The sequence below is a fragment of the Leisingera sp. NJS201 genome, assembly GCF_004535885.1.
Taxonomy (GTDB): Bacteria; Pseudomonadota; Alphaproteobacteria; order Rhodobacterales; family Rhodobacteraceae; genus Leisingera.
In genome coordinates this window covers 3,835,001-3,858,662 of record NZ_CP038234.1, presented here as the reverse complement: position 1 = coordinate 3,858,662, position 23,662 = coordinate 3,835,001, and the positions used below count along the sequence as shown (strand labels likewise).

At 60.8% G+C, this 23,662-nt stretch carries 23 protein-coding genes, 1 tRNA gene and 2 pseudogenes (1 of these 26 only partly in view); 14 read left to right on the top strand and 12 right to left on the bottom strand.

Annotated features, from left to right (window positions below):
* Window positions 1-8: 8 nt before the first annotated feature.
* The gene (locus ETW23_RS19080) at window positions 9-194 is read right to left on the bottom strand and encodes a hypothetical protein (RefSeq protein WP_027257200.1); all 186 of its coding nucleotides are present in this window, start codon (window positions 192-194) and stop codon (window positions 9-11) included.
* Between the two features lie 88 nt (window positions 195-282).
* Here ETW23_RS19080 and ETW23_RS19075 point away from each other — a divergent pair, with 88 nt between their 5' ends.
* The gene (locus ETW23_RS19075) at window positions 283-1,101 is read left to right on the top strand and encodes an ABC transporter ATP-binding protein (protein WP_027257201.1); all 819 of its coding nucleotides are present in this window, start codon (window positions 283-285) and stop codon (window positions 1,099-1,101) included.
* A gap of 102 nt (window positions 1,102-1,203) precedes the next feature.
* Window positions 1,204-2,190 carry a branched-chain amino acid ABC transporter permease gene (locus tag ETW23_RS19070; RefSeq protein ID WP_027257202.1) on the top strand — a complete coding sequence of 329 codons (987 nt, stop codon included), beginning with the start codon at window positions 1,204-1,206 and terminating at the stop codon, window positions 2,188-2,190.
* Window positions 2,191-2,217: 27 nt separating this feature from the next.
* Here the strand turns inward: ETW23_RS19070 and ETW23_RS19065 are convergent, their stop codons facing one another.
* Window positions 2,218-2,562, bottom strand: a complete 345-nt coding sequence (locus tag ETW23_RS19065) for an SHOCT domain-containing protein (protein ID WP_129369244.1) — start codon at window positions 2,560-2,562, stop codon at window positions 2,218-2,220.
* A gap of 102 nt (window positions 2,563-2,664) precedes the next feature.
* Here ETW23_RS19065 and ETW23_RS19060 point away from each other — a divergent pair, with 102 nt between their 5' ends.
* The 6 genes from ETW23_RS19060 (at window position 2,665) to ETW23_RS19035 (ending at window position 9,499) form a co-directional block, all read left to right on the top strand.
* The gene (locus tag ETW23_RS19060; RefSeq protein ID WP_129369245.1) at window positions 2,665-2,928 is read left to right on the top strand and encodes a hypothetical protein; all 264 of its coding nucleotides are present in this window, start codon (window positions 2,665-2,667) and stop codon (window positions 2,926-2,928) included.
* Window positions 2,929-3,002: 74 nt separating this feature from the next.
* Window positions 3,003-4,079, top strand: coding sequence for a branched-chain amino acid ABC transporter permease (locus ETW23_RS19055; protein ID WP_129369246.1), 1,077 nt, complete (start codon window positions 3,003-3,005; stop codon window positions 4,077-4,079).
* Between the two features lie 93 nt (window positions 4,080-4,172).
* Entirely contained in the window at window positions 4,173-5,456 is a 1,284-nt protein-coding gene (locus ETW23_RS19050) for an ABC transporter substrate-binding protein (RefSeq protein WP_134830929.1), read from the top strand.
* A 117-nt stretch (window positions 5,457-5,573) separates the two neighbouring features.
* Window positions 5,574-6,422, top strand: a complete 849-nt coding sequence (locus ETW23_RS19045) for an ABC transporter ATP-binding protein (RefSeq protein ID WP_134830928.1) — start codon at window positions 5,574-5,576, stop codon at window positions 6,420-6,422.
* 17 nt (window positions 6,423-6,439) lie between these two features.
* Window positions 6,440-7,657: a phenylacetate--CoA ligase family protein gene (locus ETW23_RS19040; RefSeq protein ID WP_134830927.1), complete on the top strand. Its 1,218-nt coding sequence runs from the start codon at window positions 6,440-6,442 to the stop codon at window positions 7,655-7,657.
* A 162-nt stretch (window positions 7,658-7,819) separates the two neighbouring features.
* Complete coding sequence (locus ETW23_RS19035) at window positions 7,820-9,499, top strand: iron ABC transporter permease (protein ID WP_129369250.1); 1,680 nt, start codon at window positions 7,820-7,822, stop codon at window positions 9,497-9,499.
* Window positions 9,500-9,560: 61 nt separating this feature from the next.
* Here ETW23_RS19035 and ETW23_RS19030 read toward each other — a convergent pair whose 3' ends face one another.
* The 4 genes from ETW23_RS19030 to ETW23_RS19015 form a co-directional block, all read right to left on the bottom strand.
* Window positions 9,561-10,421, bottom strand: coding sequence for a GTP-binding protein (locus ETW23_RS19030; RefSeq protein ID WP_134830926.1), 861 nt, complete (start codon window positions 10,419-10,421; stop codon window positions 9,561-9,563).
* 223 nt (window positions 10,422-10,644) lie between these two features.
* Window positions 10,645-11,661 (bottom strand): Fe(3+) ABC transporter substrate-binding protein, encoded by a 1,017-nt coding sequence (locus ETW23_RS19025; protein ID WP_134830925.1) that lies wholly within the window; start codon window positions 11,659-11,661, stop codon window positions 10,645-10,647.
* Between the two features lie 396 nt (window positions 11,662-12,057).
* On the bottom strand, window positions 12,058-12,183 hold the full coding sequence (gene ykgO / locus ETW23_RS19020; protein ID WP_005648635.1) for a type B 50S ribosomal protein L36: 126 nt from the start codon (window positions 12,181-12,183) through the stop codon (window positions 12,058-12,060).
* Between the two features lie 78 nt (window positions 12,184-12,261).
* Window positions 12,262-12,336, bottom strand: a tRNA-Val gene (locus tag ETW23_RS19015).
* A gap of 162 nt (window positions 12,337-12,498) precedes the next feature.
* On the opposite strand from ETW23_RS19015, the gene ETW23_RS19010 reads away from it, so the two are divergent.
* Window positions 12,499-13,359 carry an N-formylglutamate amidohydrolase gene (locus ETW23_RS19010; RefSeq protein WP_134830924.1) on the top strand — a complete coding sequence of 287 codons (861 nt, stop codon included), beginning with the start codon at window positions 12,499-12,501 and terminating at the stop codon, window positions 13,357-13,359.
* Window positions 13,360-13,379: 20 nt separating this feature from the next.
* On the opposite strand, the gene ETW23_RS19005 is transcribed toward ETW23_RS19010, so the two are convergent.
* Window positions 13,380-14,633: a DNA polymerase IV gene (locus tag ETW23_RS19005; RefSeq protein WP_129369254.1), complete on the bottom strand. Its 1,254-nt coding sequence runs from the start codon at window positions 14,631-14,633 to the stop codon at window positions 13,380-13,382.
* Between the two features lie 91 nt (window positions 14,634-14,724).
* Between ETW23_RS19005 and ETW23_RS19000 the strand changes: the two are divergent.
* Window positions 14,725-15,095, top strand: a pseudogene (locus ETW23_RS19000) (NUDIX domain-containing protein).
* A 340-nt stretch (window positions 15,096-15,435) separates the two neighbouring features.
* Here the strand turns inward: ETW23_RS19000 and pyrF are convergent.
* A complete protein-coding gene (gene pyrF, locus ETW23_RS18995; protein ID WP_134830923.1) occupies window positions 15,436-16,110 on the bottom strand; it encodes an orotidine-5'-phosphate decarboxylase in 675 nt (224 codons plus the stop codon).
* Between the two features lie 377 nt (window positions 16,111-16,487).
* Between pyrF and clpB the strand changes: the two are divergent.
* Window positions 16,488-19,105: pseudogene (gene clpB, locus ETW23_RS18990) on the top strand (ATP-dependent chaperone ClpB).
* A gap of 60 nt (window positions 19,106-19,165) precedes the next feature.
* Here the strand turns inward: clpB and ETW23_RS18985 are convergent.
* Together ETW23_RS18985 and ETW23_RS18980 are read right to left on the bottom strand one after the other, a co-directional pair.
* Window positions 19,166-19,444 carry a hypothetical protein gene (locus ETW23_RS18985; RefSeq protein ID WP_134830922.1) on the bottom strand — a complete coding sequence of 93 codons (279 nt, stop codon included), beginning with the start codon at window positions 19,442-19,444 and terminating at the stop codon, window positions 19,166-19,168.
* Window positions 19,444-19,734 (bottom strand): antibiotic biosynthesis monooxygenase, encoded by a 291-nt coding sequence (locus ETW23_RS18980; protein WP_134830921.1) that lies wholly within the window; start codon window positions 19,732-19,734, stop codon window positions 19,444-19,446. Before ETW23_RS18980 ends, ETW23_RS18985 begins: the two co-directional genes overlap by 1 nt.
* 173 nt (window positions 19,735-19,907) lie before the next feature.
* Between ETW23_RS18980 and ETW23_RS18975 the strand changes: the two genes are divergently transcribed.
* On the top strand, window positions 19,908-20,798 hold the full coding sequence (locus ETW23_RS18975; protein ID WP_134830920.1) for an AraC family transcriptional regulator: 891 nt from the start codon (window positions 19,908-19,910) through the stop codon (window positions 20,796-20,798).
* Window positions 20,799-20,814: 16 nt separating this feature from the next.
* Here the strand turns inward: ETW23_RS18975 and ETW23_RS18970 are convergent, their stop codons facing one another.
* Both ETW23_RS18970 and ETW23_RS18965 read right to left on the bottom strand, forming a co-directional pair.
* Window positions 20,815-21,381 (bottom strand): hypothetical protein, encoded by a 567-nt coding sequence (locus ETW23_RS18970; protein WP_129372789.1) that lies wholly within the window; start codon window positions 21,379-21,381, stop codon window positions 20,815-20,817.
* Between the two features lie 98 nt (window positions 21,382-21,479).
* Window positions 21,480-21,917 (bottom strand): DUF302 domain-containing protein, encoded by a 438-nt coding sequence (locus tag ETW23_RS18965; protein WP_134830919.1) that lies wholly within the window; start codon window positions 21,915-21,917, stop codon window positions 21,480-21,482.
* A 276-nt stretch (window positions 21,918-22,193) separates the two neighbouring features.
* On the opposite strand from ETW23_RS18965, the gene msrP reads away from it, so the two are divergent.
* Complete coding sequence (msrP, locus tag ETW23_RS18960) at window positions 22,194-23,099, top strand: protein-methionine-sulfoxide reductase catalytic subunit MsrP (protein ID WP_134830918.1); 906 nt, start codon at window positions 22,194-22,196, stop codon at window positions 23,097-23,099.
* A gap of 13 nt (window positions 23,100-23,112) precedes the next feature.
* Window positions 23,113-23,662 carry the 5' portion of a protein-methionine-sulfoxide reductase heme-binding subunit MsrQ gene (gene msrQ, locus ETW23_RS18955; RefSeq protein WP_134830917.1) on the top strand. The gene runs 74 nt beyond the window's last position, so 550 of the gene's 624 nt are visible here — the first part of the coding sequence; the start codon lies at window positions 23,113-23,115; its stop codon lies off the right edge, out of view.

Sequence of the window (23,662 nt, the reverse complement as noted above, 5' to 3'; positions counted from 1 at the left end):
GGCAGATCTCAGATCAAGTCGGGATTGAGGCCGGGATTGAAGGCCGTGTTGACCACCTGCTGGATCTTGAAGGGAGAGCTGAACCCGTGTGTCTGCTCGATGATCGAGGTCAGGCTTTCGGATTGGCTGAGGCCCATCTGCTTGCATTCGACGGCCATCTTCAGAAGGCAGGAATGTTCAAGTTCGCCAAACATTGTTTTGGTCTCCTTGCTGCTCGTTTTTTTCAAGTATCGCATGGAAACCTTAAAATTTCTATGTGGCAGAATAATGGAGGCCGTTGTTATGCTTGACAATTCCTTAAGCTATGTCACCGAAGACGGCCGCACCATCGGCGGTGTGGTGATGGAGATGAAGAACATCACCCTGCGGTTCGGCGGTGTGGTGGCGATCAAGGATATCTCCTTTGACATCCGAGAAGGCGAGATCCGCGCGATCATCGGTCCCAACGGGGCCGGCAAATCCTCGATGCTGAACGTGATCTCAGGCTTCTATGTGCCGCAGGAAGGCGAGGTGCTGTTTCACGGCAAGAAGCGCCCGCAGATGCGCCCCTATGAGGTGGCCCGCCAGGGCATCGCACGCACCTTCCAGAATATCGCGCTGTTCGAAGGCATGAGCGTGCTGGACAACGTGATGACCGGACGGCTCAACTATATGAAAACAGGATTGTTTTCGCAGGCTCTGTGGAAGGGTAAAGCGGAAAAGGAAGAGACCGAAAACCGCGAGGTTGTGGAGCGGATCATCGACTTTCTGGAGATCCAGCACATCCGCAAGACCCCGGTGTCACGGCTGCCTTATGGTCTGAAGAAACGGGTTGAACTGGCACGTGCTCTGGCTGCCGAACCAAAGCTATTGCTGCTGGATGAGCCAATGGCCGGCATGAACGTCGAGGAGAAGGAGGACATGTCCCGCTTCATCCTGGATGTGAACGACGAATTCGGCACCACCATCGCCCTGATCGAACACGATATGGGGGTGGTGATGGATCTGTCGGACCGCGTCGTGGTGATGGATTACGGTAAGAAAATCGGCGACGGCACCCCGGATGAGGTGCGCAATAACCAGGATGTGATCGACGCATATCTGGGGGTCAGTCATGACTGAGTTGCAATGCAGCAACACCCGGCTCCGGCAGGGTGACATCCGTACACCCCCTGTGCAGCCCCTAAGCACCGCCGCAGTGCAGAATTCCGTGGAGAGCCTCTAATGCCCGAACAACTCGTCTTTGCGATGGAAGTGACGCTGAACGGCCTGATGGCAGGCGTGCTTTATGCGCTGGTCGCGCTGGGCTTTGTGCTGATCTACAAGGCTTCCGGCATTTTCAACTATGCCCAAGGCGTGATGGCGCTGTTTGCGGCAATGACGCTGGTGGGGATTATGCAGGGGCAGGTGCCCTTTGCGCATATCATAAATGCGGTCTTTGGCGGCCATATCACCCATTTCGGCTGGAACGTTCCCGGTGTGCTGGCAATTGCTCTGACTGTCGGGGTGATGGTGCTGCTGGCCTGGCTGGTGCAGGTGCTGGTGATGAAGCACCTAGTGGGTCAGGAGCCGATCATCCTGTTCATGGCCACTATTGGTCTTGCCTATTTCCTGGAAGGCGTTGCCGACCTGATGTGGGGGTCCGAGATCAAGACACTGGACGTCGGTCTGCCGCAGGGCATCAACCTGTGGATTGACGAGACCACCTTCAACATCTTCGGCTACGGCTTCTTTATCGACAATCTGGATATCGTGGCGACGGTGATTGCGGCGCTGCTGGTGGCCGGGCTGGTCTGCTTTGCCCAATACACCAAGCAGGGCCGGGCGATGCGCGCGGTGGCGGATGATCACCAGGCGGCGCTGTCGGTCGGTATCTCGCTGAACTTCATCTGGGTGCTGGTCTGGTCGGTCGCAGGGTTTGTGGCGCTGGTCGCGGGCATCGTCTGGGGCACTAAATCCGGTGTGCAGTTCTCATTGTCGCTGATCGCGCTGAAGGCGCTGCCGGTGCTGATGCTGGGCGGCTTCACCTCGATCCCCGGCGCCATTGTCGGCGGGCTGATCATCGGTGTGGGCGAGAAACTGTTCGAGTTTGCCATCGGCCCGATGGTCGGCGGCGCCACCGAGAACTGGTTTGCCTATGTTCTGGCACTGCTGTTCCTGGTGTTCCGCCCGCAGGGCCTGTTCGGGGAGAAGATCATTGAACGGGTCTGAGGTTCATATGATCTGCTCCCGGCCTGTTCAGCTTTCCAGCTTGCGGAATGCGGCGATGACAATGGCGGCGAATACCGTGGCAACCAGCGTGAAGGCGATGGTCAGATCGCCGATCAGCTGCCCGGCCAGGAGCGTTAGCAGCCCGGCTCCGGCAAGCCCCATCAGCATCAGCCCCCAAGGGCCGGGTGCGGTCCCAGAGGTTTCCCTGCGTGCCTCCCGGCGCGGCGGCTCGAATTCGAACGGCGGCAGCACTGTTGCGTCTTCCACCGTTGCCAGCAGCCGGCCCTTGGCCTCTGCAAATTCGGCTGCTGAAATGTCACCCTTCTTCCGCGCGGCCTCCAGCCGCCGGATTTCCTCAAAAATCGCGGTCATTGATCCCACTCACTTTACCCAGGAACAGGGTGGCAGAAAGAAATGGGCAAAATGTGGCCAGGCACGGATTTCTGACAAATTGGTTAACGGCGGGGCGGCGGCATGACCAAGGCGATTGCCGTCATCAACGTGATTGCCTGGGCGGGTTTTTGGGCGTTCGGCTATCTGGCGCTGACCGCGGAAGGGTTCACGGAAACCCAGATTGTCACCGCGTCGCTGCTGGCGGCCTCAGGACTGATTACCGGCATCATTGCATACCTGCGTCTGGTGCGCGGCAGCGAGCGCAGCGGCTATGCCAAACCGTCAAACCGGATAACCCGCGCGCAGCGCGACGCGGCACAGGCGCAATGGGGGCAGATCGAATGATTGCCGCTGCTGAAACATTAAAGACAAACACCCGGACCGGGCCCTGTTTGCAACAGAAAGGGAGCATCTGAGACATGTTCTACCGTGAAGCCGGAGACTTCAAAACCTCCTATGCCGATGACAGCCAGACCTTCCCGATCAAGTTCGACCGTGTCCGCTATTATGTGGTGCTGGCGGTGGCCTTTGGCATCATCCCCTTCCTGGTCAACGACTACTGGGCCAATGCGATCCTGCTGCCGTTCCTGATCTATTCAATTGCGGCGATCGGGCTGAACATTCTTGTCGGATACTGCGGGCAGGTGTCCCTGGGCACCGGCGGGTTCATGGCCGTGGGGGCCTATGCCTGCTACAAACTGATGACAGCCTTTCCCGAGGTCAGCATGTTCATCCATGTGATCCTGGCGGGCGGCATCACCGCGGTGGTCTGCATGGCCTTCGGCCTGCCCTCGCTGCGCATCAAGGGTTTCTATCTGGCGGTGGCGACGCTGGCGGCGCAGTTTTTCCTGGTGTGGCTGTTCAACCGGGTGCCGTGGTTTTACAACTATTCGGCTTCGGGCCAGATCAACGCGCCGGAGCGCGATACCTTTGGCATCCTGATCACCGGCCCCAATGCGCCGGCCTGGGCCACCTATCTGTTCTGCCTGATTTTCCTGACGTTCTGCGCGCTGGTGGCCCGCAACCTGACCCGCGGCACTGTGGGCCGCAGCTGGATGGCGATCCGCGACATGGATATCGCGGCTGAAATCATCGGGGTGAACCCGCTGAAAGCGAAGCTCACAGCTTTTGCCGTGTCCGGCTTTTTCATCGGGATTTCCGGCGCGCTGTTCTTTGCGGTCTACCTGGGTGCGGTCGAGGTCGGCGAGGCCTTCGGCATCAACAAGTCGTTCCTGGTGCTGTTCATGGTGATCCTGGGCGGACTGGGGTCGATCTTCGGCTCCTTTGCCGGCGCGGCCTTTCTGGTGCTCTTGCCGGTGGTGCTGAAGGTGGTGGGCGTCGATCTTCTGGGCTGGCCAACTGATATCGTGGCGCATTTCCAGCTGGTGATCGTGGGGGCGCTGATCGTGGTGTTCCTGATCGCCGAGCCGCACGGCATGGCGCAGCTGTGGCGCGTCGCCAAGGAAAAACTGAGACTGTGGCCCTTCCCGCACTGATGCGGGCACGGCCTGGAAACCGGCGGGGAGAAAAGCAAGACTACCCCCGTTTTAAGAAACAATCGGATAAGACCATAGGGAGGATTTAAGCCGATGAAAAAGACACTGACCACACTGGCGCTGGGCGCCGCAATGGCAGCAAGCCCCGCAATGGCGGACCTGGTGTTCCCGGACCTCAGCTACCGCACCGGGCCTTATGCGGCCGGCGGCATTCCGTTCTCGGACGGCTATAACGACTATTTCACCCTGCTGAACGAGCGCGATGGCGGCATCGGCGGTGTACCGGCCAAGGTGATCGAATGCGAGACCGGCTATAACACCGAGAAGGGTGTGGAATGCTACGAGTCCACCAAGGGCCAGGGCGCGCTGATCTATCAACCGTTGTCCACCGGTATCACCTATCAGCTGATCCCCAAGGTGACAGCAGATAACATCCCGCTGCACACCATGGGCTATGGCCGTACCTCGGCGGCGAACGGCGAAGTGTTCAGCCATGTGTTCAACTATCCGGCCAACTACTGGAACGGTGCCTCGGGCGTTGTGAACTACTTGCTGGAATCCAACGGCGGCGACATCAGCGGCAAGAAAATCGCGCTGATCTATCACAACTCTGCCTATGGCAAGGAGCCGATCCGCACCCTGGAGGAGCTGTCCAAGAAACACGGTTTCGAGCTGATCGCCCTGCCGGTGGACCACCCGGGCCAGGAGCAGAAGTCGCAGTGGCTGCAGATCCGCCGCGAGCGTCCCGACAATGTTGTGATGTGGGGCTGGGGTGTGATGAACCAGGTGGCAATTCAGGAAGCTGCCAACATCCGTTTCCCGATGGAGAATTTTATCGGTGTGTGGTGGTCCGGTGCCGAGCATGACGTGATGCCGGCAGGTGACAAGGCGGACGGTTACAAGGCAGTGACCTTCCACAACGTCGGCCGCGACTTCCCGGTGTTTGACGACATCCAGAAATATGTCGTCGATGCGGGCAAGGCCGCAGGTGCCGGCGATCAGGTTGGTAACGTTCTGTATAACCGCGGTATGTACGCGGCGATGCTGGCAGCCGAAGCCGCCAAGACCGCGCAAGGTATTCATGGCACTGCGGATATCAACGCTGCGATGATGCGGGACGGCATGGAAGCGCTGGTGATCGACGAAGCCAAAATGGCTGCGCTGGGGATGCCGAACTTTGGCCCGACCTTCAACGTTTCCTGCGACAACCATGGCGGCCCTGGCCTGGTGGGTGTGACCCAGTGGGATGCAGAGAGCAAAACCTGGTCGCTGATTTCGGACTTCAAGCCGTCCGATACCGAAGTGATCGGTAAGCTGATCGAAGAAGATTCGGGCGCCTATGCGGCTGAAAACAACATTGAGTCCCGCTGCGAGTAAGGGCTTTGGCCGGCCCCTGCCTTGGCGGGGCCGGAAACAACCGGCGCGGCAGAGAGCTGCCGCGCCACTCAACAGGGTTCCGGTTCAGGTCCGGGACAGTCATGAGGACACGCTTTGATGCTGGATGCAGCGAATACCGCCGCCGACACCGCCGATGTGCAGGCCGAGACCCTGCTGGAGGTCAACAATATCGAGGTGATCTACAATCACGTGATCCTCGTTCTGAAGGGCGTCAGCCTGAATGTTCCCAAGGGCGGCATAACCGCGCTGCTAGGCGGCAACGGGGCTGGCAAGACCACCACGCTGAAGGCGATCTCGAACCTGCTGCATTCGGAACGCGGCGAGGTCACCAAAGGCTCGATCAAGTACCGCGGCGCGCATGTGCATGAGCAGGACCCGGCCGAGCTGGTGAAGAAGGGCGTCATTCAGGTAATGGAAGGCCGCCATTGTTTTGAGCATTTGACGGTGGAGGAAAACCTGCTGACCGGTGCGTATACCCGTTCGGACAACAGTGCAAAGATTCAGGACGATCTGGAGATGGTCTATCACTATTTCCCGCGTCTGAAGGAGCGCCGCAAAAGCCAGGCCGGTTATACCTCGGGCGGCGAGCAGCAGATGGTGGCGATGGGCCGTGCGCTGATGTCCCGGCCCGAGACGATCCTGCTGGATGAGCCCTCGATGGGGCTGGCGCCGCAGCTGGTGGAGCAGATTTTCGAGATCGTGAAGTCGATCAACGAGAAAGAAGGGGTGACCTTCCTTTTGGCCGAGCAGAACACCAACGTGGCCCTGCGCTATGCACATTACGGTTATATCCTGGAGTCGGGCCGTGTTGTGATGGACGGGCCTGCGGCTGAGCTGCGGGAAAACCCGGATGTAAAGGAATTCTACCTCGGCATGTCGGATGAAGGGCGTAAGAGTTTTCGCGACGTGCGGTCTTACCGGCGCCGCAAGAGGTGGCTGAGCTGATGCGGGGAGATGACGTGATGACCTATTTTGACACGCTTGAAACCCGCAGCGCAGATGAACGCGCCGCAGATCTTGCCAAGGCCTTGCCAGAGCAGATCGCCCGTGCGCAGTCTGCCTCCGGATATGCGGAATTGCTGGACGGTGTGGATCCGGCGGCGGTGGTCTCGGCGGAGGCCTTGGCGGCGCTGCCGGTGCTGCGCAAGTCGGAGCTGAGCCGGGCGCAGGCCGGGAACCCGCCCTTTGGCGGTTTCACCGTGAAGCCCGCGACCGGCTTTGCCCATGTTTTTCAAAGCCCCGGCCCGATCTATGAGCCGGGCGGGGTGGATGGCGACTGGTGGCGGATGGGGCGGTTTCTGAACGCTGCCGGGATCGGCCAGGGCGATGTAGTGCAGAACTGTTTCGGCTACCATCTGACACCTGCGGGCATGATTTTTGAAAACGGTGCGCGGGCGGTGGGCGCGGCGGTGTTGCCTGCCGGCACCGGCCAGACAGAGCTGCAGGTGACGGCTGCGCGTGATGTTGGTGCCACCTCCTATGCCGGCACGCCGGATTACCTGAAGGTGATTCTGGACAAGGCCGACGCCATGGGTGTGGAGCTGGCCTTTACCAAGGCGGCGGTGGGCGGCGGCGCGCTGTTTCCTTCCCTGCGTCAGGAGTATGCTGATCGCGGGATTTCCTGCCTGCAGTGCTACGCCACCGCTGATCTGGGCAATATCGCCTATGAAAGCCCGGCTATGGAGGGGATGATTGTCGACGAGCATGTGATCGTCGAGATTGTCACTCCCGGCACCGGCAATCCGGTGGCACCCGGCGAAGTGGGTGAGGTTGTGGTGACAACGCTGAACCCGGATTATCCGCTGATCCGTTTTGCCACCGGCGATCTGTCGGCAGTGATGCCGGGCGTTTCGCCCTGCGGCCGCACCAATTTACGGATCAAGGGCTGGATGGGCCGGGCGGATCAGACCACCAAGATCAAAGGCATGTTTGTGCGGCCCGAGCAGGTGGCGGCGCTGGTCGACAAACATGACGAGATCGTCAAGGCGCGTGTGGTTGCCAGCCGCGATGGCGAGATGGATGCAATGACCGTGCAGATTGAGGCGCAGGGCGGCGACGAGGCAGCCTATGCCCGCTCGGTGATCGAGGTGCTGAAGCTCAAGGGCAAAGTTGAGGTTGTGGCACCGGACGCATTGCCCAAGGACGGGCTGGTGATCGAGGATCTGCGAAACTACGACTGATTTCTTCGCAGGATCCAAGAAGCACGGGCGCCGGCATCAGGCGCCCGTTTACTGTTCCGCAAGCAGGCAGAGCGCAAGCAGTGCTTTCTGGCTGGAATTTCTGACTGGAATAGTCGTAATAGGGCAACGCGAACCATCAGCCGGACCTGTGACTGCCGTAAAATGACTGCCGCGAATGACCCCATAAAGTATGCCCCCTACGGGCGCCGCAGCGGTGGAAGGAGCCGCGGCGGTGTTTTTGCCTTTCTGGCCTGGGCGGTGGCCCTGTCTTGCGTGCTGCCGATGCTGGCGGTGGCTCTGGCGGCGGCATTCGGCGGGACGGAGACGATCAGCCATCTGGCGGCCACGGTGCTGCCGGGATATTCGCTGACGACACTGGCACTGGTCGCGCTGGTCGCGCTTGGCACATTTGCAATCGGCACCGGTGCTGCCTGGCTGGTGACCATGACGCGCTTTCCCGGCGCGCGGTTTCTGGAAATCGCTCTGGTCCTGCCGCTGGCGTTTCCGGCCTATGTTCTGGCCTATGCCTATACCCATATTCTGGACCATCCCGGTTTCGTGCAGGCCACGCTGCGGGATGTGACCGGCTGGGGGCCGCGGGACTACTGGTTCCCTGAGATCCGCTCCACAGGCGGGGCAGCGGCGATGCTGGTTCTGGTGCTTTACCCCTATGTTTACCTGCTGGCGCGGGCGGCGTTTCTGCAGCAGAGCGCGGGCGCTTTTCTGGCGGCACGGGCGTTGGGCAAGAACGCCTGGCAGGCATTCTGGATGGTCAGCCTGCCGATGGCGCGGCCGGCGATTGCCTCGGGCGTGCTGCTGGCAGTGATGGAGACCATCGCGGATTTCGGCACGGTCTCCTATTTCGGCGTGCAGACATTTGCCACCGGGATTTACACCAGCTGGTTTTCGCTGGGCGACCGGGGCGGGGCGGCGCAGCTGGCTCTGTGCCTGTTGGGCTTTGCCCTGACGCTCGCCGTAGCGGAGCGGGCGACACGGGGGCGGGCGAAGTATCATCACGCGGGCAAGCATCATAACCAGATGCCGCCGGCCGAGCTGAAGGGGCTCCAGGCGGCGGTCGCAGCCTTCTTCTGTGCGGTGCCGGTGGTGCTGGGGTTTTTACTGCCTGTGGCGGTGCTGTTCCTGATGAGTTTTGAGTCTGAGCAGAACCTGTTCAGCCGGCGCTATATCGATTTCACTGCCAACTCGATCACTTTGGCGGCAACTGCTGCAGTTCTGACCGTGGCAGCCGCAGTGTGCCTTGGCTTTTACCAGCGGCTGCGGCCCGGGCAGGTGTCCTCAACCGCGGCCTATTTTGCGCGGCTGGGCTATGCGGTGCCGGGCGGGGTGATCGCGGTGGGGCTGATCGTGCCTTTTGCCGCCTTTGACAACGCGCTGGATGCCTGGATGCGGGAAAGTTTCGGCATTCGCACAGGGCTGCTGGTGACAGGGTCGATCTGGCTGCTGGTCGCGGCCTACGGCGTGCGTTTCATGGCCGCCGCTCTTGGCGCTTATGAGGGCGGCCAGGCCACGATGCATTCCAACATGGATGCGGCGGCGCGCTCCTTGGGGCAGGGGCCGCTTGGGATGCTGCGCCGGGTGCATCTGCCGATCCTGACGCCCAGCCTGCTGACCGCGCTGCTGATTGTGTTTGTCGATGTGATGAAGGAGCTGCCCGCGACGCTGATAATGCGGCCGTTCAATTTCGACACGCTGGCGGTGCAGGCGCACCGGCTGGCGGCGGATGAGCGGCTGGAAGGCGCCGCGGTGCCTTCGCTGGTGATCATGGCGGTGGGGCTGCTGCCGGTGATTCTGATCTGCCGTCAGGTGGGACGGCGGCGCTAGGCGCAAGAATTATGGAAAATTCTTGCCAAGAAAATTTGAATTTTCTTGGCCCGGGTGCAGCTTATGCTGCCCACCAGGCCTCAATCTCGTCGCGGGAAATCCGGTTTGCCGGACCCAAGCCCACCAGCACGGTTTCCTCAGCCTCACAGCGTTTGGCTTCAACATGCCGGCCAACTACATGCAGCTCATATGCGCCTCCGGAGGTCAGCACAAAGCCTTTCATCCGGTAAAGCCCCGCAGGCCGGGCCGCCAGCTTGTTGCCCAGTGCGCGGCGGTCCAGCACATCGCTGCTGCGGTGCTGCCAGGTGGTATAGGCGGGATGTGCGGCAACAGCGGTGCCCTTGGGCAGCGGCACCACGTCGAACAGCAGCTCGGCCACGGGCGATCCATTCAGCACGGTAGGAGTGCGGGCGCCGGCCTTCGCCAGCAGGGCGGAGACCGTCTGGTTCATGCCATCGCATTTGGAGACGATCACCAGATCAGCGGCGCGGATTTGCTGCTCCGCCTGCGGTGCAACCAGCGGGTCGCTCAGCAGGGTTCCGGCATTCTCTGCATCCACCAGAGTGACGATGCCGCCATAACTCAGCCCGATTTCATTCAGAACCGAATTGGCTATGGCGACCGGGTCGGAAATACCGCTGGCCTCGATAATCAGATGATCCGGACGGTCCGGACGGTTCAGGATGTCGCGCAACGCGAGAGACAGGTCATCGCCCATGGTGCAGCAGGCACAGCCATTGGTGAGAGCAATCGTACCCCCAGCGGTGTCCTGGATCAGGGTGTCATCAATGTTGATTGCACCAAAATCATTCACGATCACGGTCAGTTTCAATCCGTGGTCTTCGGCTAAAAGGCGGTTGATTAACGTGGTCTTGCCAGCGCCCAGATAGCCGCTGATTATCGTTACCGGCAACCGGTTCATACGCTCTGTTCCTCCAGAGCGCGGAAAGCTCTCGACTGCATGATTCCCCCCGAAATTCAAGATGCGGGAATCTATAGGCCGGTGGCCCGAACGGGTCTAGCAAAAGCTCGGTCAGCTTCAATCTTTCGTCAAGGGACGTGCCAGTGTGTTTCTGGGGAACCGGTCGCTGCAAAAAAAAGCGCGGTCCAAGCCGCGCTTTTTACGTGTTGGCTGACGGCTGGACTTACTTCCAGCCAACGTTGTTAAAGATCTTCTGTGCTTCGGGAAGATTCTTGGCAACGTCCGAAAGGCTCACGTCATCCGGTTTGAAGTGGCCAAGCGCTGCGATCGAGGGGGCCAGACCGACACCGGGCACCGCCGGGTATTCGTCATTCCCGGCCGAGAAATACGCTTGGGCGGAATCACCGGCGAGATATTCCAGGAATTGGACGGCGTTTTCCTTGTTCGGCGCATGGGCCGCCACACCGCCGCCCGAGAGATTCATATGCGCGCCTTCTGTATTCTGCGAGGGAAACAGCCAGCCGATCTGATCGCGGCCGTCCGAGATACCCTTGACGTTTTTTCGGATCGAACGTGCGAAGTAGTAGGTGTTGGCCACCGCGATATCGCATTCGCCCGAGATGATGCCGCGCATCTGGTCAGTGTCGCCGCCCTGCGGGTCGCGGGCCATGTTGGCGACGACGCCCTCAGCCCATTCCCGGGCTTTTTCGGTGCCGTGGTGAGTCACGATCGAGGCCAAAAGGGTCTGGTTGTATGTGTTCTTGGAAGAGCGGATGCAGACCAGGCCTTTGTAGGCGGGGTCTGCCAGATCCAGATAGGTGAGCGGCGGGTCAGCCACTTCATCCTTGTCATAGAAGATGATCCGTGAGCGTTGGCTGAAACCGAACCACTGATTGTCCTCGTCCTGCAGATAGGCGGGCACGCGGGCTTCCAGTACATCGCTTTTGATGCTTTGCAGCACACCGGCGTCCTTGGCGCGCGTCAGGCGCGAGGTGTCGACGGTGATCAGGATGTCAGCAGGGGAATTCTCGCCTTCTGCGTTCATCCGGGCGATCAGCTCGTCCGCGTTGCCTTCGATGCGGTTGATGGTGATGCCGGTGGCCGCTTCGAATTCCGAATAGAGCTGTTCGTCGGTGTCATAGTGGCGCGACGAATAGATGTTCAGCTCGCCTTCGGCGGCAGCCGAGGTGGCAATGGCAGCGGTCAGGGCGCCGGCCAGTACGGTGGTGGCTTTCAGCATTGGGTGTCCCGTTCTTCTGTGGCTTTTATTCCGACTGAAATAGTCAATTAAAGCAATTGGCAGAAGATGCAATGAATTTCCGACTGAATCACTTGGTGAATTCTCGGCCTGGACTGGCGGCAACTGAGAGCAGGCGGGCAGGAGCTAAAGAGCAGGGGCAGATGCCGGGGCGCGCTCCCGCCCGTCGCCGGACTTCTGGCAAAGTCCGCTTCGGTTGGGCATGGCACCGCGCCATGCGCGGTGCCATGCCCAAGGCCGCGAAGATTCGCCCGGTTTTGGCCGGGGGATCTGCGGGTGCGGGAGCGTTTGCCTGTGCCTTTTCTGGAAACCGCAGTTGCCAAACGCAAAAAAACCGCATCAAATGATGCGGTTTTCTGCGTGTCGCTGTGTCGGATCTTAGCCCTGGCGCGCTTTGAACTTGCGCTGGGTCTTGTTGATCACGTAAACGCGGCCCTTGCGGCGCACAACCCGGCAATCGCGGTGCCGGTTCTTCAGCGAACGGAGCGAGTTCTTGACCTTCATGGTCTCTCTCCTTGTCTGCGGCGCGAACCAGCGCCTGGGTTAGCGGGTGGCCTGGCCGGAGCCGAAGCCGTGAATGAATGGTGGGCGATACAAGGATCGAACTTGTGACCCCTTCGATGTCAACGAAGTGCTCTACCGCTGAGCTAATCGCCCACTCTGGCCTGCGCGCCGTCCTGCCCCTTAGAAGTGAAAGGGGCGCGGGGTGCCGCGCCGGTGAGGGGGTCTATAAATAGAGTCGCTCAGGGGTGCAAGAGCTTTTGACCGCAGAAATTTCCGCGATATGCTGTTTCTTGCACAAGAAGCACCGGAGCAAGGATGCCTGATACAGCGTTTTCCGTGATTTCACCGCAGAAACTGGCGTCCGCCGTGGTTTTTGCCTCTCCGCACAGCGGCACAGACTATTCCGATTCCTTTCTGGCCCAGTCGATTCTGGGGCGAAAAGAGATCCGCAGCTCGGAGGACGCCTTTGTCGACCGGTTGTTTAAGGCCGCGCCAGAGTTTGGATCACCGCTGCTGATGGCAGTCAAACCGCGTGCCTACCTGGATCTGAACCGGTCTCCGGATGAGCTGGATCCGGCGGTGATCGAAGGGGTGCAGCGGCGCGGGCAGAATCCGCGGGTGGCGTCCGGCCTTGGGGTGATTCCCCGGGTGGTGGCCAATGGCCGTGCCATTTACCGCGGCAAACTGCCGGCGACGGAAGCAGAGCAGCGGATCAGATGCTGCTGGCACCCCTACCACCAGGCGCTGAAGGGGCTTCTGGAGCAGGCGCATCAGCATTTCGGCCAAGCGATCCTGGTCGATTGCCATTCGATGCCGCATGAGGCGATCGACACCATGGTTCCGTGCAAGGGCGGCAAACCCGAGGTGGTGCTGGGCGACCGCTTCGGCGCCGCAGCCGATAGCAGCGTTGTGGACCGGATCGAGGCTGCCTTTGCTGCGGCCGGGCTGAACGTTGCCCGCAACACGCCGTTTGCCGGTGCCTATATCGCCCAGACCTATGGTCGCCCATCGCGGCGGCAGCACGCGGTTCAGATCGAAATAGACCGGGCATTGTATATGGATGAAGCTAAAATCCGGCCCAACGGGAACTTTGAACCGCTGCAGCAGCTGTTGCGCCAAGTGATTGCCGAGATTGCGGCGATTGGGCGTGAGGAACTGCCGCTGGCGGCGGAGTAAGAAGAAAACGCCTGCGCGGCTCAGCGCAACGCGCGGCCTTTCAGAATCGCGCTATCACCAAATCGCTTGCGGATGGCATCGGTGGCGCGTTCCGCCTCCGCCCGCTTGCCAGCCTGCGGATCCAGCAGGTCGCCGGTTTCGTCGGCTTGCGACTCGGGCACGAGCTCAGAGATGCCGCAGCCCAGCAGCCGGTAGGGTCCTTGGTCACCCGCCTGGTCCAAAAGGTTGCGTGCGGTGCGGTAAATGCGGTCGGCGATCTGGGTGGGGCTGCGCAGTGTCAACCGCCGGGTCAATGCGGAATGATTGGCGCGTTTCAGTTTGAGAGTGACAACCCGGCCTGCAAGTTCCCGCGCCTTGGCACGGTCGGAAACCTGTTCTGCAAGCCGCCACAGATGACCATCCAGAATGTCTATGCTGGCGGTGTCTTCAAAAAACGTGGTTTCTTTGGAAATTGATTTAACGGGGGCATTGGCCGAAACCCGGCGCCGGTCCTGGCCGCGGGCCAGGTGCCAGAGCCGGTCCCCCATGGAGCCGAAGCGGCTGTGCAGGGCCTCGCGGTCCCAACGCAAAAGGTCCGAGAATGTGCGGATGCCCGCCTTTTCCAGACTTGCCTGGGCGGCGGGGCCGATGCCCCAAATCAGCCGCACCGGTTTTTCGCGCAGGAAATCACCAGTTTCTGCCTTGCCAATCACCGAGAACCCGCGCGGTTTGTCGAGGTCGGAAGCAACTTTGGCCAGGAACTTATTATGTGACAGACCGATGGAACCGGTGACGCCCAATTCGTCCTTCATCCGTTTGACCAGCCGGGCCAGCATCACGGCGGGCGGCGCACCGTGCAGTTTTTCGGTGCCGCTGAGGTCCATGAAGGCTTCATCCAGCGACAGCGGTTCCACCTCCGGGGTGAGCTCGTTCATCATCTTGCGGATTTCGCGGCTGACCTCGACGTAGACGCTCATCCGCGGTTTGATGAACACCGCATCGGGGCAAAGTTTCAAGGCCTGGAACGTTGGCATGGCCGAGCGCACTCCGCGGATGCGGGCGACGTAGCAGGCGGTGGAGACCACACCGCGTTTGCCGCCCCCGATGATCACCGGCTTGGCGGCCAGTTCTGGATTGTCGCGCTTTTCGACGCTGGCATAAAAGGCATCGCAGTCCATATGGGCGATGGTGAGGGAAAACAGCTCTGCATGCGCCTTGATCCGCGGGCTGCCGCAATGCGGACAGCGCCGGGCGGCGGGGGTTTCTTTCAGACAGTCTCGGCAAAGGGCATACATGGCGGGGCAAGTGGCTGAATGACTGGAACGGCAAGTCTAGCTTGCGGCGGAAGGCTTGTCTTTAGCGTGGCGGGGCGCCAAGCGACAGATCATGGCACTAGGGCGAGAAATTTTTTCCGGCGTGAAAGTGGCCTTGTTTCTGGGCCGGGAGCTGCGTGTCATCCTGCGTGATGACACGCTGGATATTCCACGCCCTGGGCACTGAGACCTGCCGGGCGGCGGGCGCGTGTGGAAGGAACGCCCCGAAGTATGCACGCTGCGGGAGACCCGGGAAGAAGTTGGCCTAGTGCTGCAGCCGGACAGGTGAAGTTCGGAGATGAGGGGCAGGGATGGGCGCTGATGCCGCCGGATACCTGCAGCGGGCACTCTTTGGCGGTGCCGCATCCTGCCGGACGGCTAAGGCGCTGCCTTGCGGAGTGGGCGGTCTGCATGGGGCTGAAAGAAAGATCCCCCGCTAACTAGCGGGGGAGGTGACGGGTCTCAGGAAGAAAAGCCCGTCTGGGGAGTGTCTCAAGTCCTAGAATCGCTCAGTCGGCGGTAATTCGCAAAGTCCACGGCAGCGGGCAGAGTTTGCGGAGCTGTGTGGTGTGCTTTTGAAGGCACAGGGCAATTTGGCGCAGATTTTGGCACTCTCGGCGGATTTCTCAGTGAAATGAAGTGTTTGACGTAGCGTCACTATACTTTTGAACCATGGCTCCCACTGGCGGATTGTGCATAGAGCAAAAGATTTATTTCTGCCTAATTTTTGGGCAAGAAGGCGCCTGCACTGTTCGCAGCGCAGGCAGGCCGAGACTGTTCGGTGTTACATCCGCACGCCGGCCAGCTCAGCCAGGATGGCTTCAGCCGCGGCGCGGGGGCTGTTTGCCTGCCAGATTGGACGGCCAACAACGATATGGTCGGCACCGTCAGCAATAGCGCTCGCAGGTGTCGCGACCCGTTTTTGATCGCCGAGGTCGGCACCGGCAGGGCGGACGCCGGGGGTGACGATCAGCTTGCCTTCGGCTTCGGGCAGGGCACGGATCAGGGCCGCTTCCTGCGGGCTGGCGATAACCCCGTCGGCGCCGGCGGCAAAGGCATTGCCTGCGCGTTCCAGTACCAGATCCTGCACCGCACCCTCTTTGATCAGAGCGCCGTTCAGGTCCTGGCGGTCCAGTGAGGTGAGGATGGTGACGGCGAGGATCTTGAGGTCTTTGCCGGCAGCGCCTTCCTTGGCCGCCTGCACAACGTAAGGGTCGCCATGCACGGTGAGGAAGTCGAGATCGAACTGGGCCAGGCCGCGCACCGCATTTTCCACGGTGGCGCCGATGTCGAACAGTTTCATGTCGAGGAAAATACGCTTGCCGTGCTCCTGCTTCAGCTCATTTGCCAGCGCCAGCCCGCCGCCGGTCAGCATACCTAGGCCGATCTTGTAGAAGGAGACCGCATCTCCCAGCTGTTCGGCCAGCTTCAGGCCATTCAGCGCATTGGGGACATCCATGGCAACAATCAGACGGTCGTCGGCGCGCGGGGGTGGGTCATGGGACGGTCCTTACTCTTGGCGGATTTGGCGTGAAACTGGCGTTTCATACGCAAGGGGCTTCGGTTGGGCAAGGTGCAGACGGGGCTCCCGCAACTGAAGCTGTCCCCGTGCGGGGACAGATTACAGTTTTGGGCCCGGCGCCGCGTCGCCGCGGCGCGGTCGCTCCTGTGGCGGCCAGGCGAAGTTGACGCAGGTCAGGGATTTGCTCATCTTTTCGGTGTTTAATGATCTTGAAGCGGCTGGTTTGCTTCCCACATTGAACCTTGAGGCCCGGACAGGGGCGTGCCGCAGGGCGGGCGCTGCCAAACATCGGGCGCTTGATAAAGGAGAGCAAGATGGACTTGAACAAGTTCACTGAGCGTGCACGCGGTTTCGTGCAGGCGGCGCAGACGATTGCGATGCGCGAGGGGCACCAGCGGCTGGTGCCGGAGCACATTCTGAAAGCATTGATGGATGATGATCAGGGGCTGGCGAGCAACCTGATCTCCCGCGCGGGCGGCGCACCGGCGCGCGTGGTTGAGGCCGTCGAGGCTGCTGTCGCCAAGCAGGCGAAGGTAAGCGGAGATGCGGCGCAGATCTATTTGGACGGTCAGACTGCCAAGGTGCTGGACGAGGCTGCCAAGATTGCCGGGAAGGCAGGCGACAGCTTTGTGCCGGTTGAGCGGCTGCTGATGGCGCTGTGCATGGTGAAGTCCAAGGCGAAGGACGCCCTGGAAGCCGGCGCCGTCTCTGCGCAGAAGCTGAATGAGGCGATCAATGATATCCGCAAAGGACGCACCGCTGACTCAGCCACTGCTGAGGAAGGCTATGATGCGCTGAAGAAATACGCCCGTGACCTGACCGAGGCGGCGCGGGAGGGAAAGATCGACCCGATCATCGGGCGGGATGAGGAGATCCGCCGTTCGATGCAGGTGCTGTCACGCCGGACCAAGAACAATCCGGTGCTGATCGGTGAGCCGGGCGTGGGTAAGACCGCGATTGCCGAGGGCATGGCGCTGCGCATCATCAACGGCGATGTGCCGGAGTCTTTGCGTGACAAGAAGCTGCTGTCGCTGGATATGGGCGCGCTGATTGCCGGTGCGAAGTACCGCGGCGAGTTTGAGGAGCGCCTGAAGGCGGTGCTGACAGAAGTGACCGAAGCCGCGGGTGAGATCATTCTGTTCATCGACGAGATGCACACGCTGGTCGGCGCCGGCAAATCCGACGGCGCGATGGATGCCGCCAATCTGATCAAGCCCGCCCTTGCGCGCGGCGAGCTGCACTGCGTTGGCGCGACCACGCTGGATGAATACCGCAAATATGTGGAGAAGGACGCGGCGCTGGCCCGCCGGTTCCAGCCGGTAATGGTGACCGAGCCGACGGTGGAGGACACGGTTTCGATTCTGCGCGGCATCAAGGAGAAGTATGAGCTGCACCACGGGGTGCGGATTGCCGATGCGGCCTTGGTTGCGGCGGCGACATTGTCGAACCGCTACATCACCGACCGCTTTTTGCCGGACAAGGCCATCGACCTGATGGACGAGGCCGCCAGCCGCTTGCGCATGCAGGTGGATTCCAAGCCCGAAGAATTGGATGCGCTGGACCGGCAGATCCTGCAGATGCAGATCGAGGAAGAGGCGCTGAAGCTTGAGGACGACGCGGCCTCCAAGGACCGGTTAACGACGCTGCAGAAGGAACTGTCGGACCTGCAGGAGCAGTCGGCCGAGATGACCGCTCAATGGCAGTCGGAACGGGACAAGCTGGCAGGGGCTCGCGACCTGAAAGAGCAACTGGACCGTGCCCGCGCCGACCTGGACATAGCCAAGCGGGAAGGCAACCTCGCCAAGGCGGGAGAGCTGTCTTATGGCGTTATTCCGGGGCTGGAAAAGCAGCTGTCCGATGCCGAGAGCCGCGAAGAAAAGGGCCTGATGGTCGAAGAGGCCGTGCGGCCGGAGCAGATCGCGGCTGTTGTGGAGCGTTGGACCGGTATTCCGACCTCCAAGATGCTGGAGGGCGAGCGCGAGAAGCTGCTGCGCATGGAAGATGATCTGCACCGCCGGGTGATCGGTCAAAACACTGCGGTGACCGCAGTGGCCAATGCGGTGCGCCGGGCGCGCGCGGGCTGAATGACGAGAACCGGCCGCTGGGGTCGTTCCTGTTTCTTGGGCCGACCGGCGTGGGTAAGACCGAACTGACCAAGGCGGTTGCCGGCTTCCTGTTTGACGACGAGCACGCGATGGTGCGCGTTGATATGTCCGAGTTCATGGAGAAACACTCGGTCGCCCGGCTGATCGGTGCGCCGCCGGGCTATGTCGGCTATGACGAGGGCGGTGTGCTGACCGAAGCGGTGCGCCGCCGCCCCTATCAGGTGGTGCTGTTCGACGAGGTCGAAAAGGCGCATCCGGATGTGTTCAACGTGCTTCTGCAGGTCTTGGACGACGGCATGCTGACCGACGGGCAGGGCCGTACCGTGGATTTCAAGCAGACGCTGATCATTCTGACCTCGAACCTGGGCGCGCAGGCGCTCAGCCAGCTGCCCGAAGGCGCGGATGCCTCGGACGCGCGGCGTGATGTGATGGATGCGGTCCGGGCGCATTTCCGGCCCGAGTTCCTGAACCGTCTGGATGAGACCATCATCTTTGACCGTTTGGCGCGGGCGGATATGGACGGCATTGTCGAAATCCAGCTGGCGCGGCTGCTGAAGCGGCTGGCGGCGCGCAAGATCGCGCTGGAGCTGGACGAGGCGGCCAAGACCTGGCTGGCGGATGAGGGCTATGACCCGGTGTTTGGTGCCCGTCCGCTGAAGCGGGTGATCCAGCGCGCCCTGCAAAACCCGCTCGCCGAGGCCCTGCTGGGCGGCGAGGTCAAGGACGGCGACACTGTCCCGGTCTCGGCTGGCAGCGAGGGGCTGATTATCGGCGACCGGCTGGGGACGTCAGACCGGCCCAAGCCTGACGATGCCGTGGTGCATTGAGGAAAAGCAACGAGGAAGGCCCGCCAGCGATGGCGGGCCTTTGTCAGGAAAGGGGGAACGCTATAGTTCCAAACGGCGCGCGCCCGTTCGGGTGCGTTCACCCGCCAGGATCAGGCAAAAGTCCTCATTCTCCAGTACCAGTTGACTGAGTGACGACGGGTTGCGGCGCATGCCCAGAAGGTATTCAGCGGTGCCGGATTTGCGGAGCTTTACGGTATGGAACCGTATCTCTGCCGGTGCCGTTGCGGCAAATACCGGCGAGAGGCAGGCCGCCGCGGCGGCTGCGGCTGTGCAGCTAAGGGCCGTGCGGCGTGAAATGCCTATGGAACAGCTTGCCATCAGATCACCAGCCTTTTGTAGTAACGAACCTCTGGCGGCGCGGTCATGAAGGCGGCCAGGCTGGCGAGGACACCGTTTTCTGAAATCGCCTGAATGTAGGCGGCGTGGTGCTGTTTTGAGAGCCATTCCTCAACAATCAGCAGGCCGCGGGTTTCGTCATCATAATAGAGTGTGACCGACAGTGCGCCGTCAAAGCCGCGTACAGCAGGAAGGCGGTCCGCAAGGAAGGGTTCCAGTTCTGCAAACCGCCCTTCCAGTACTTCCATTTCAAGCGTTACCCAGATGCTCATCGGGATCTCCTTTTTTCTCTCGATGCGCAGTTCATGGCTGGGATGATAGCGGTCCGCTAACGTAACCCGATCAATAGTATTGCAATCCGATCAGAAACCCTGGTTAGGTTTCTGCAATTGCAAACACGGGTGAGCAATGGCAGCCCGTACCGGCAACCTGATGGAGCCGCCGCGTGACACATGCCCGAAGTCAGCTGATCGTTATTCCCGATGCATTGAAAGCCTTTTCCTTTACGCGCGAAATTCTGTCGAGCCGGCACGGGCGGCTGATGCATAAGGAGCTGCATGCGGATTTGAGGGAACTGGAGTTTGTCTCCAGCGAGACTTGCATCTGCTATTTGCTGAAGGGCCGGGAACGGTTTTTCGATGCGGACGGCATCTGCACCGAAATCCAGGCGGGCGAACTGGTTATCATTCCGCCGAATGTGCGGTTGCAGTCGGATTTCCGCTGCCAGGACGGCCCGCTTGAGGCGGTGATGATTTTCCTGGCACCCGCGCTGGTCCGCGATGCGCTCGCACGTTTGGGAGGCGGGAGGGTTGGGGAGCCTGCAGGCCTGGAAACCGTGCCTGCAAGCCAGAGGCTGGCCGCGTTTATGAGCGGTGTCGCCGAGGTTTACGGCGACCTGCAGGTGGACGCGGATCTTGTGCGTTTGAAACTGATTGAGCTGATTATGCTGCTTGCGGTGCTGCATGACCGCAGCAAGCTGGCGAACACGCTTGCAGGCAGTCTCAGCACGCAGCACCATCGCTCAGTCGCTTATGTGGCCAGGGCGTTTCAGGATCACGATTTGCAAACTGGCGACCTTGCTGCCTTGTCCGGTCGCTCTGTTCCGACATTCAACCGGGAGTTCCGGCGTATTTTCGGTGCGTCACCAGCGCAATGGCGCAAGCAACGCAAGCTGGATCAGGCCAAAGGGCTGCTGGAAAACACCAGGGAGGCGGTCACCGGCATCGGGCTGGCCGTCGGCTATGACAGCACGTCCCACTTTATCAGCGCATTTAAGAAGCAGTTCGGAATGACCCCGGGTCAGTTCCGGGCGGCTATTGCCGCAGCTGACCCGTAGTCCCAGGGGTGCAGCTTCACTGTGCGACCGCGTCCTTGGCCACCCGCCGTTCATATTTGCGGCGCAGGACCTGAAGGCGGGGTTCCCAATTGTAGCGTCCGTCCTCGGTAGTGGAGGACCAGAACAGCTTGCCGCCATAGCGCCAGGGGTCAAGCACGATGCCCTCATTTATTCCGTCGCCTTTGGCCGCGATCACCGCAGTGCTGTGGTCGATGCGGAAATCGTTTTTAGGTTCGGCAATGGCGCGCAGCATCGAGAGCGTCTGGAAGTTCTCCTGGCTAAGCCGCGCCTGCATGTCCTCGGCGTAATGCACGCAAAGGCCGCGGTCCTTGACCCCGGTGTTCACCATCGTGTTGTGCAGGATCGGCGAGGTGGTGACATTATACTGCTCGGCCAGCCTGGCGGAGTAGCTGTAGGCGATCTCGGCTGCGCGGCGGGCCTCAACCGGGTCCACTTTCGGATCCAGGGTTTGCAGCGCCAGCGAGAGTTCTTGGACATCGTTCTTGGTCGCCGTAGGGCCGGTGGCGCAGCCAGCCAGCGTGGCGGCTGCCAGCATCATCAGGTAAGCAAAAAGGGATTTCATCATGGTCTGCCCGTGCCGGAATTTCAGTTTCCGGCCAGCATAGTGAAATCACGCAGGCAGTGCAGCGGGAAATTTTGCAGCCAGGGGTACTCCGGAGCTTACTCCTCAATCGCCTCCTGCACGATGCCGTCCACTAGATCGTGGATCACCTGCATCTCGCCCTCGGGGAAAGCGCGGAAGCCAATGGTGACGTCATCTGCGCCGGGGGTCTGAGCGACGAATATGTCATAGGGGCAGAAGGTGATGTTCATTGGATTGGCCTCCATCACCTGGCGCGACAGTTTGGCGGAGCAGAAAGAAAAGACCTGCGCATGCTCAAACAGCACAATATCCGAGCCGACATCGGCGCGGGTGCGTTCCAGCATGTCGCCCACATGGCTGATGTGGTCGATCCGCAGGCCCCGGTTGGTGATGGCGCTTTCAAGCCCGAAGGTTACGTCATCAAAGGGCAGGGGGGTGGTGTAGCTCACCATGTCCTGCGCCGCAGCCGTGCCGGTGCTGATGGCAAGGGCGGCTGCAACTACATACATCTTCATCGGGCATCTCCCTGGTGATTGCTGACACGCGCCCGCTGCCCTGCAGGGCCGTGCGCTAACATATTACATTTTTTGCATGAGACGGGGGCAACCGCCACCGGAAAGTTTCCGTATAGCCGGTTCAGGCGCCGCGCCGCTGAAAGCTCCTTTTGTTAACGCGGAATGAAGAAGGTTGTGCAACGTTACAGTTCTCTCGCGCAGTCGTTACAGGATATGTTTTGGGTTTTGCGCACGGGACCGTTACCTGAAAGGGAGCAGTAAACTCAGGAGACGCAGATGGCGCGCCGCTGGACCAATGATTTGACCCTTGCAGATGCAACCCCGGAGGTTGCGTTCTGGAACCGCCGCCAGATCATGGCGGGGCTGGCAGGCAGCGGGCTGGCCGCGGCGCTGGGCACTGGCGTGCGCGCGGAGGCGGCGTTGGAGCCCAATACTTGGGAAGAAGTGACCAATTACTGCAACTTCTATGAGTTCGGCACCGGCAAAGGCGACCCGTCCAAATACGCGGACCGGATGACCACCACGCCCTGGAGCGTCAAGATTGACGGTCTGGTGGACAAGCCGGGTGATTATTCCTTTGAGCAGATCCTGGGCGAAATGACACTGGAAGAGCGTATCTACCGTTTCCGCTGTGTCGAGGCCTGGTCCATGGTGGTGCCCTGGCAAGGATTCGAACTTGCTGATTTGCTGAACCTTGCAGGCGTGCAGGACGGCGCCAAATACGTTGCATTTGAGACGCTGTACCGGCCATCTGAAATGCCGGGCACCGCCTATAAGGTGCTGGACTGGCCCTACCGCGAAGGCCTGCGCCTGGATGAGGCGATGAACCCGCTGACGATGATGGCAACGGGTATCTTCGGTAAACCGCTGCCCAACCAGAACGGCGCACCGCTGCGGCTGGTGGTTCCATGGAAGTACGGTTTCAAGTCGATCAAGTCTGTCGTACGCATCACCCTGACGGATCAGGAGCCGCCGACCAGCTGGAATATGGCCAATGGCCGGGAATACGGCTTCTATAGTAATGTGAACCCCGATGTCTCGCATCCGCGCTGGAGCCAGGCCAGCGAACGCCGCATTGGCGGCGGGCTGTTCGCCAAGCGCCAGCCGACGCTGATGTTCAATGGCTACGGGAACGAAGTCGCCGCCCTGTATGACGGGATGGACCTTGCCCAGCACTTCTGACCGGAGCCGCGTGATGGATAGGGTAAATCAGCTTTTCCGCCGCTTTCCAGTCTGGGCAGTTTATCTGCTCGGGACACTGCCTGCGTTCTGGTTCTTTTACCTCGGCCTCACTGGCGGCCTGGGGGTAGAGCCGATCAAGGCGCTGGAACATGAATATGGCGAACTGGCGCTGCAACTGATGATCCTGACGCTTTCCATTTCCCCGATGCGCCGGCTGCTGGGATTGAACCTGATGAAGTTCCGCCGGTCGATCGGCCTGCTGTGCTTCTTCTATGTGTCTTGCCATCTGCTGGTTTGGCTGGTGCTGGACGTTCAGATTATTGGCCAGATCCTCAGCGATATTGCCAAGCGCCCTTATATCACCATTGGCATGGGGGGCTTTGTCCTGATGCTTCCGCTGGCTTTGACCTCCAACAATTTCGCTGTCCGGCGGCTGGGTCGTGCCTGGCCGCGGTTGCACAAGCTGACCTATGCGGCAGCTCTTCTAGGGGCGCTGCACTACGTGATGCTTGTTAAGGGCTTCCAAATTGAACCGCTGTTTTATCTTGGCGTGGTGGTTGTCC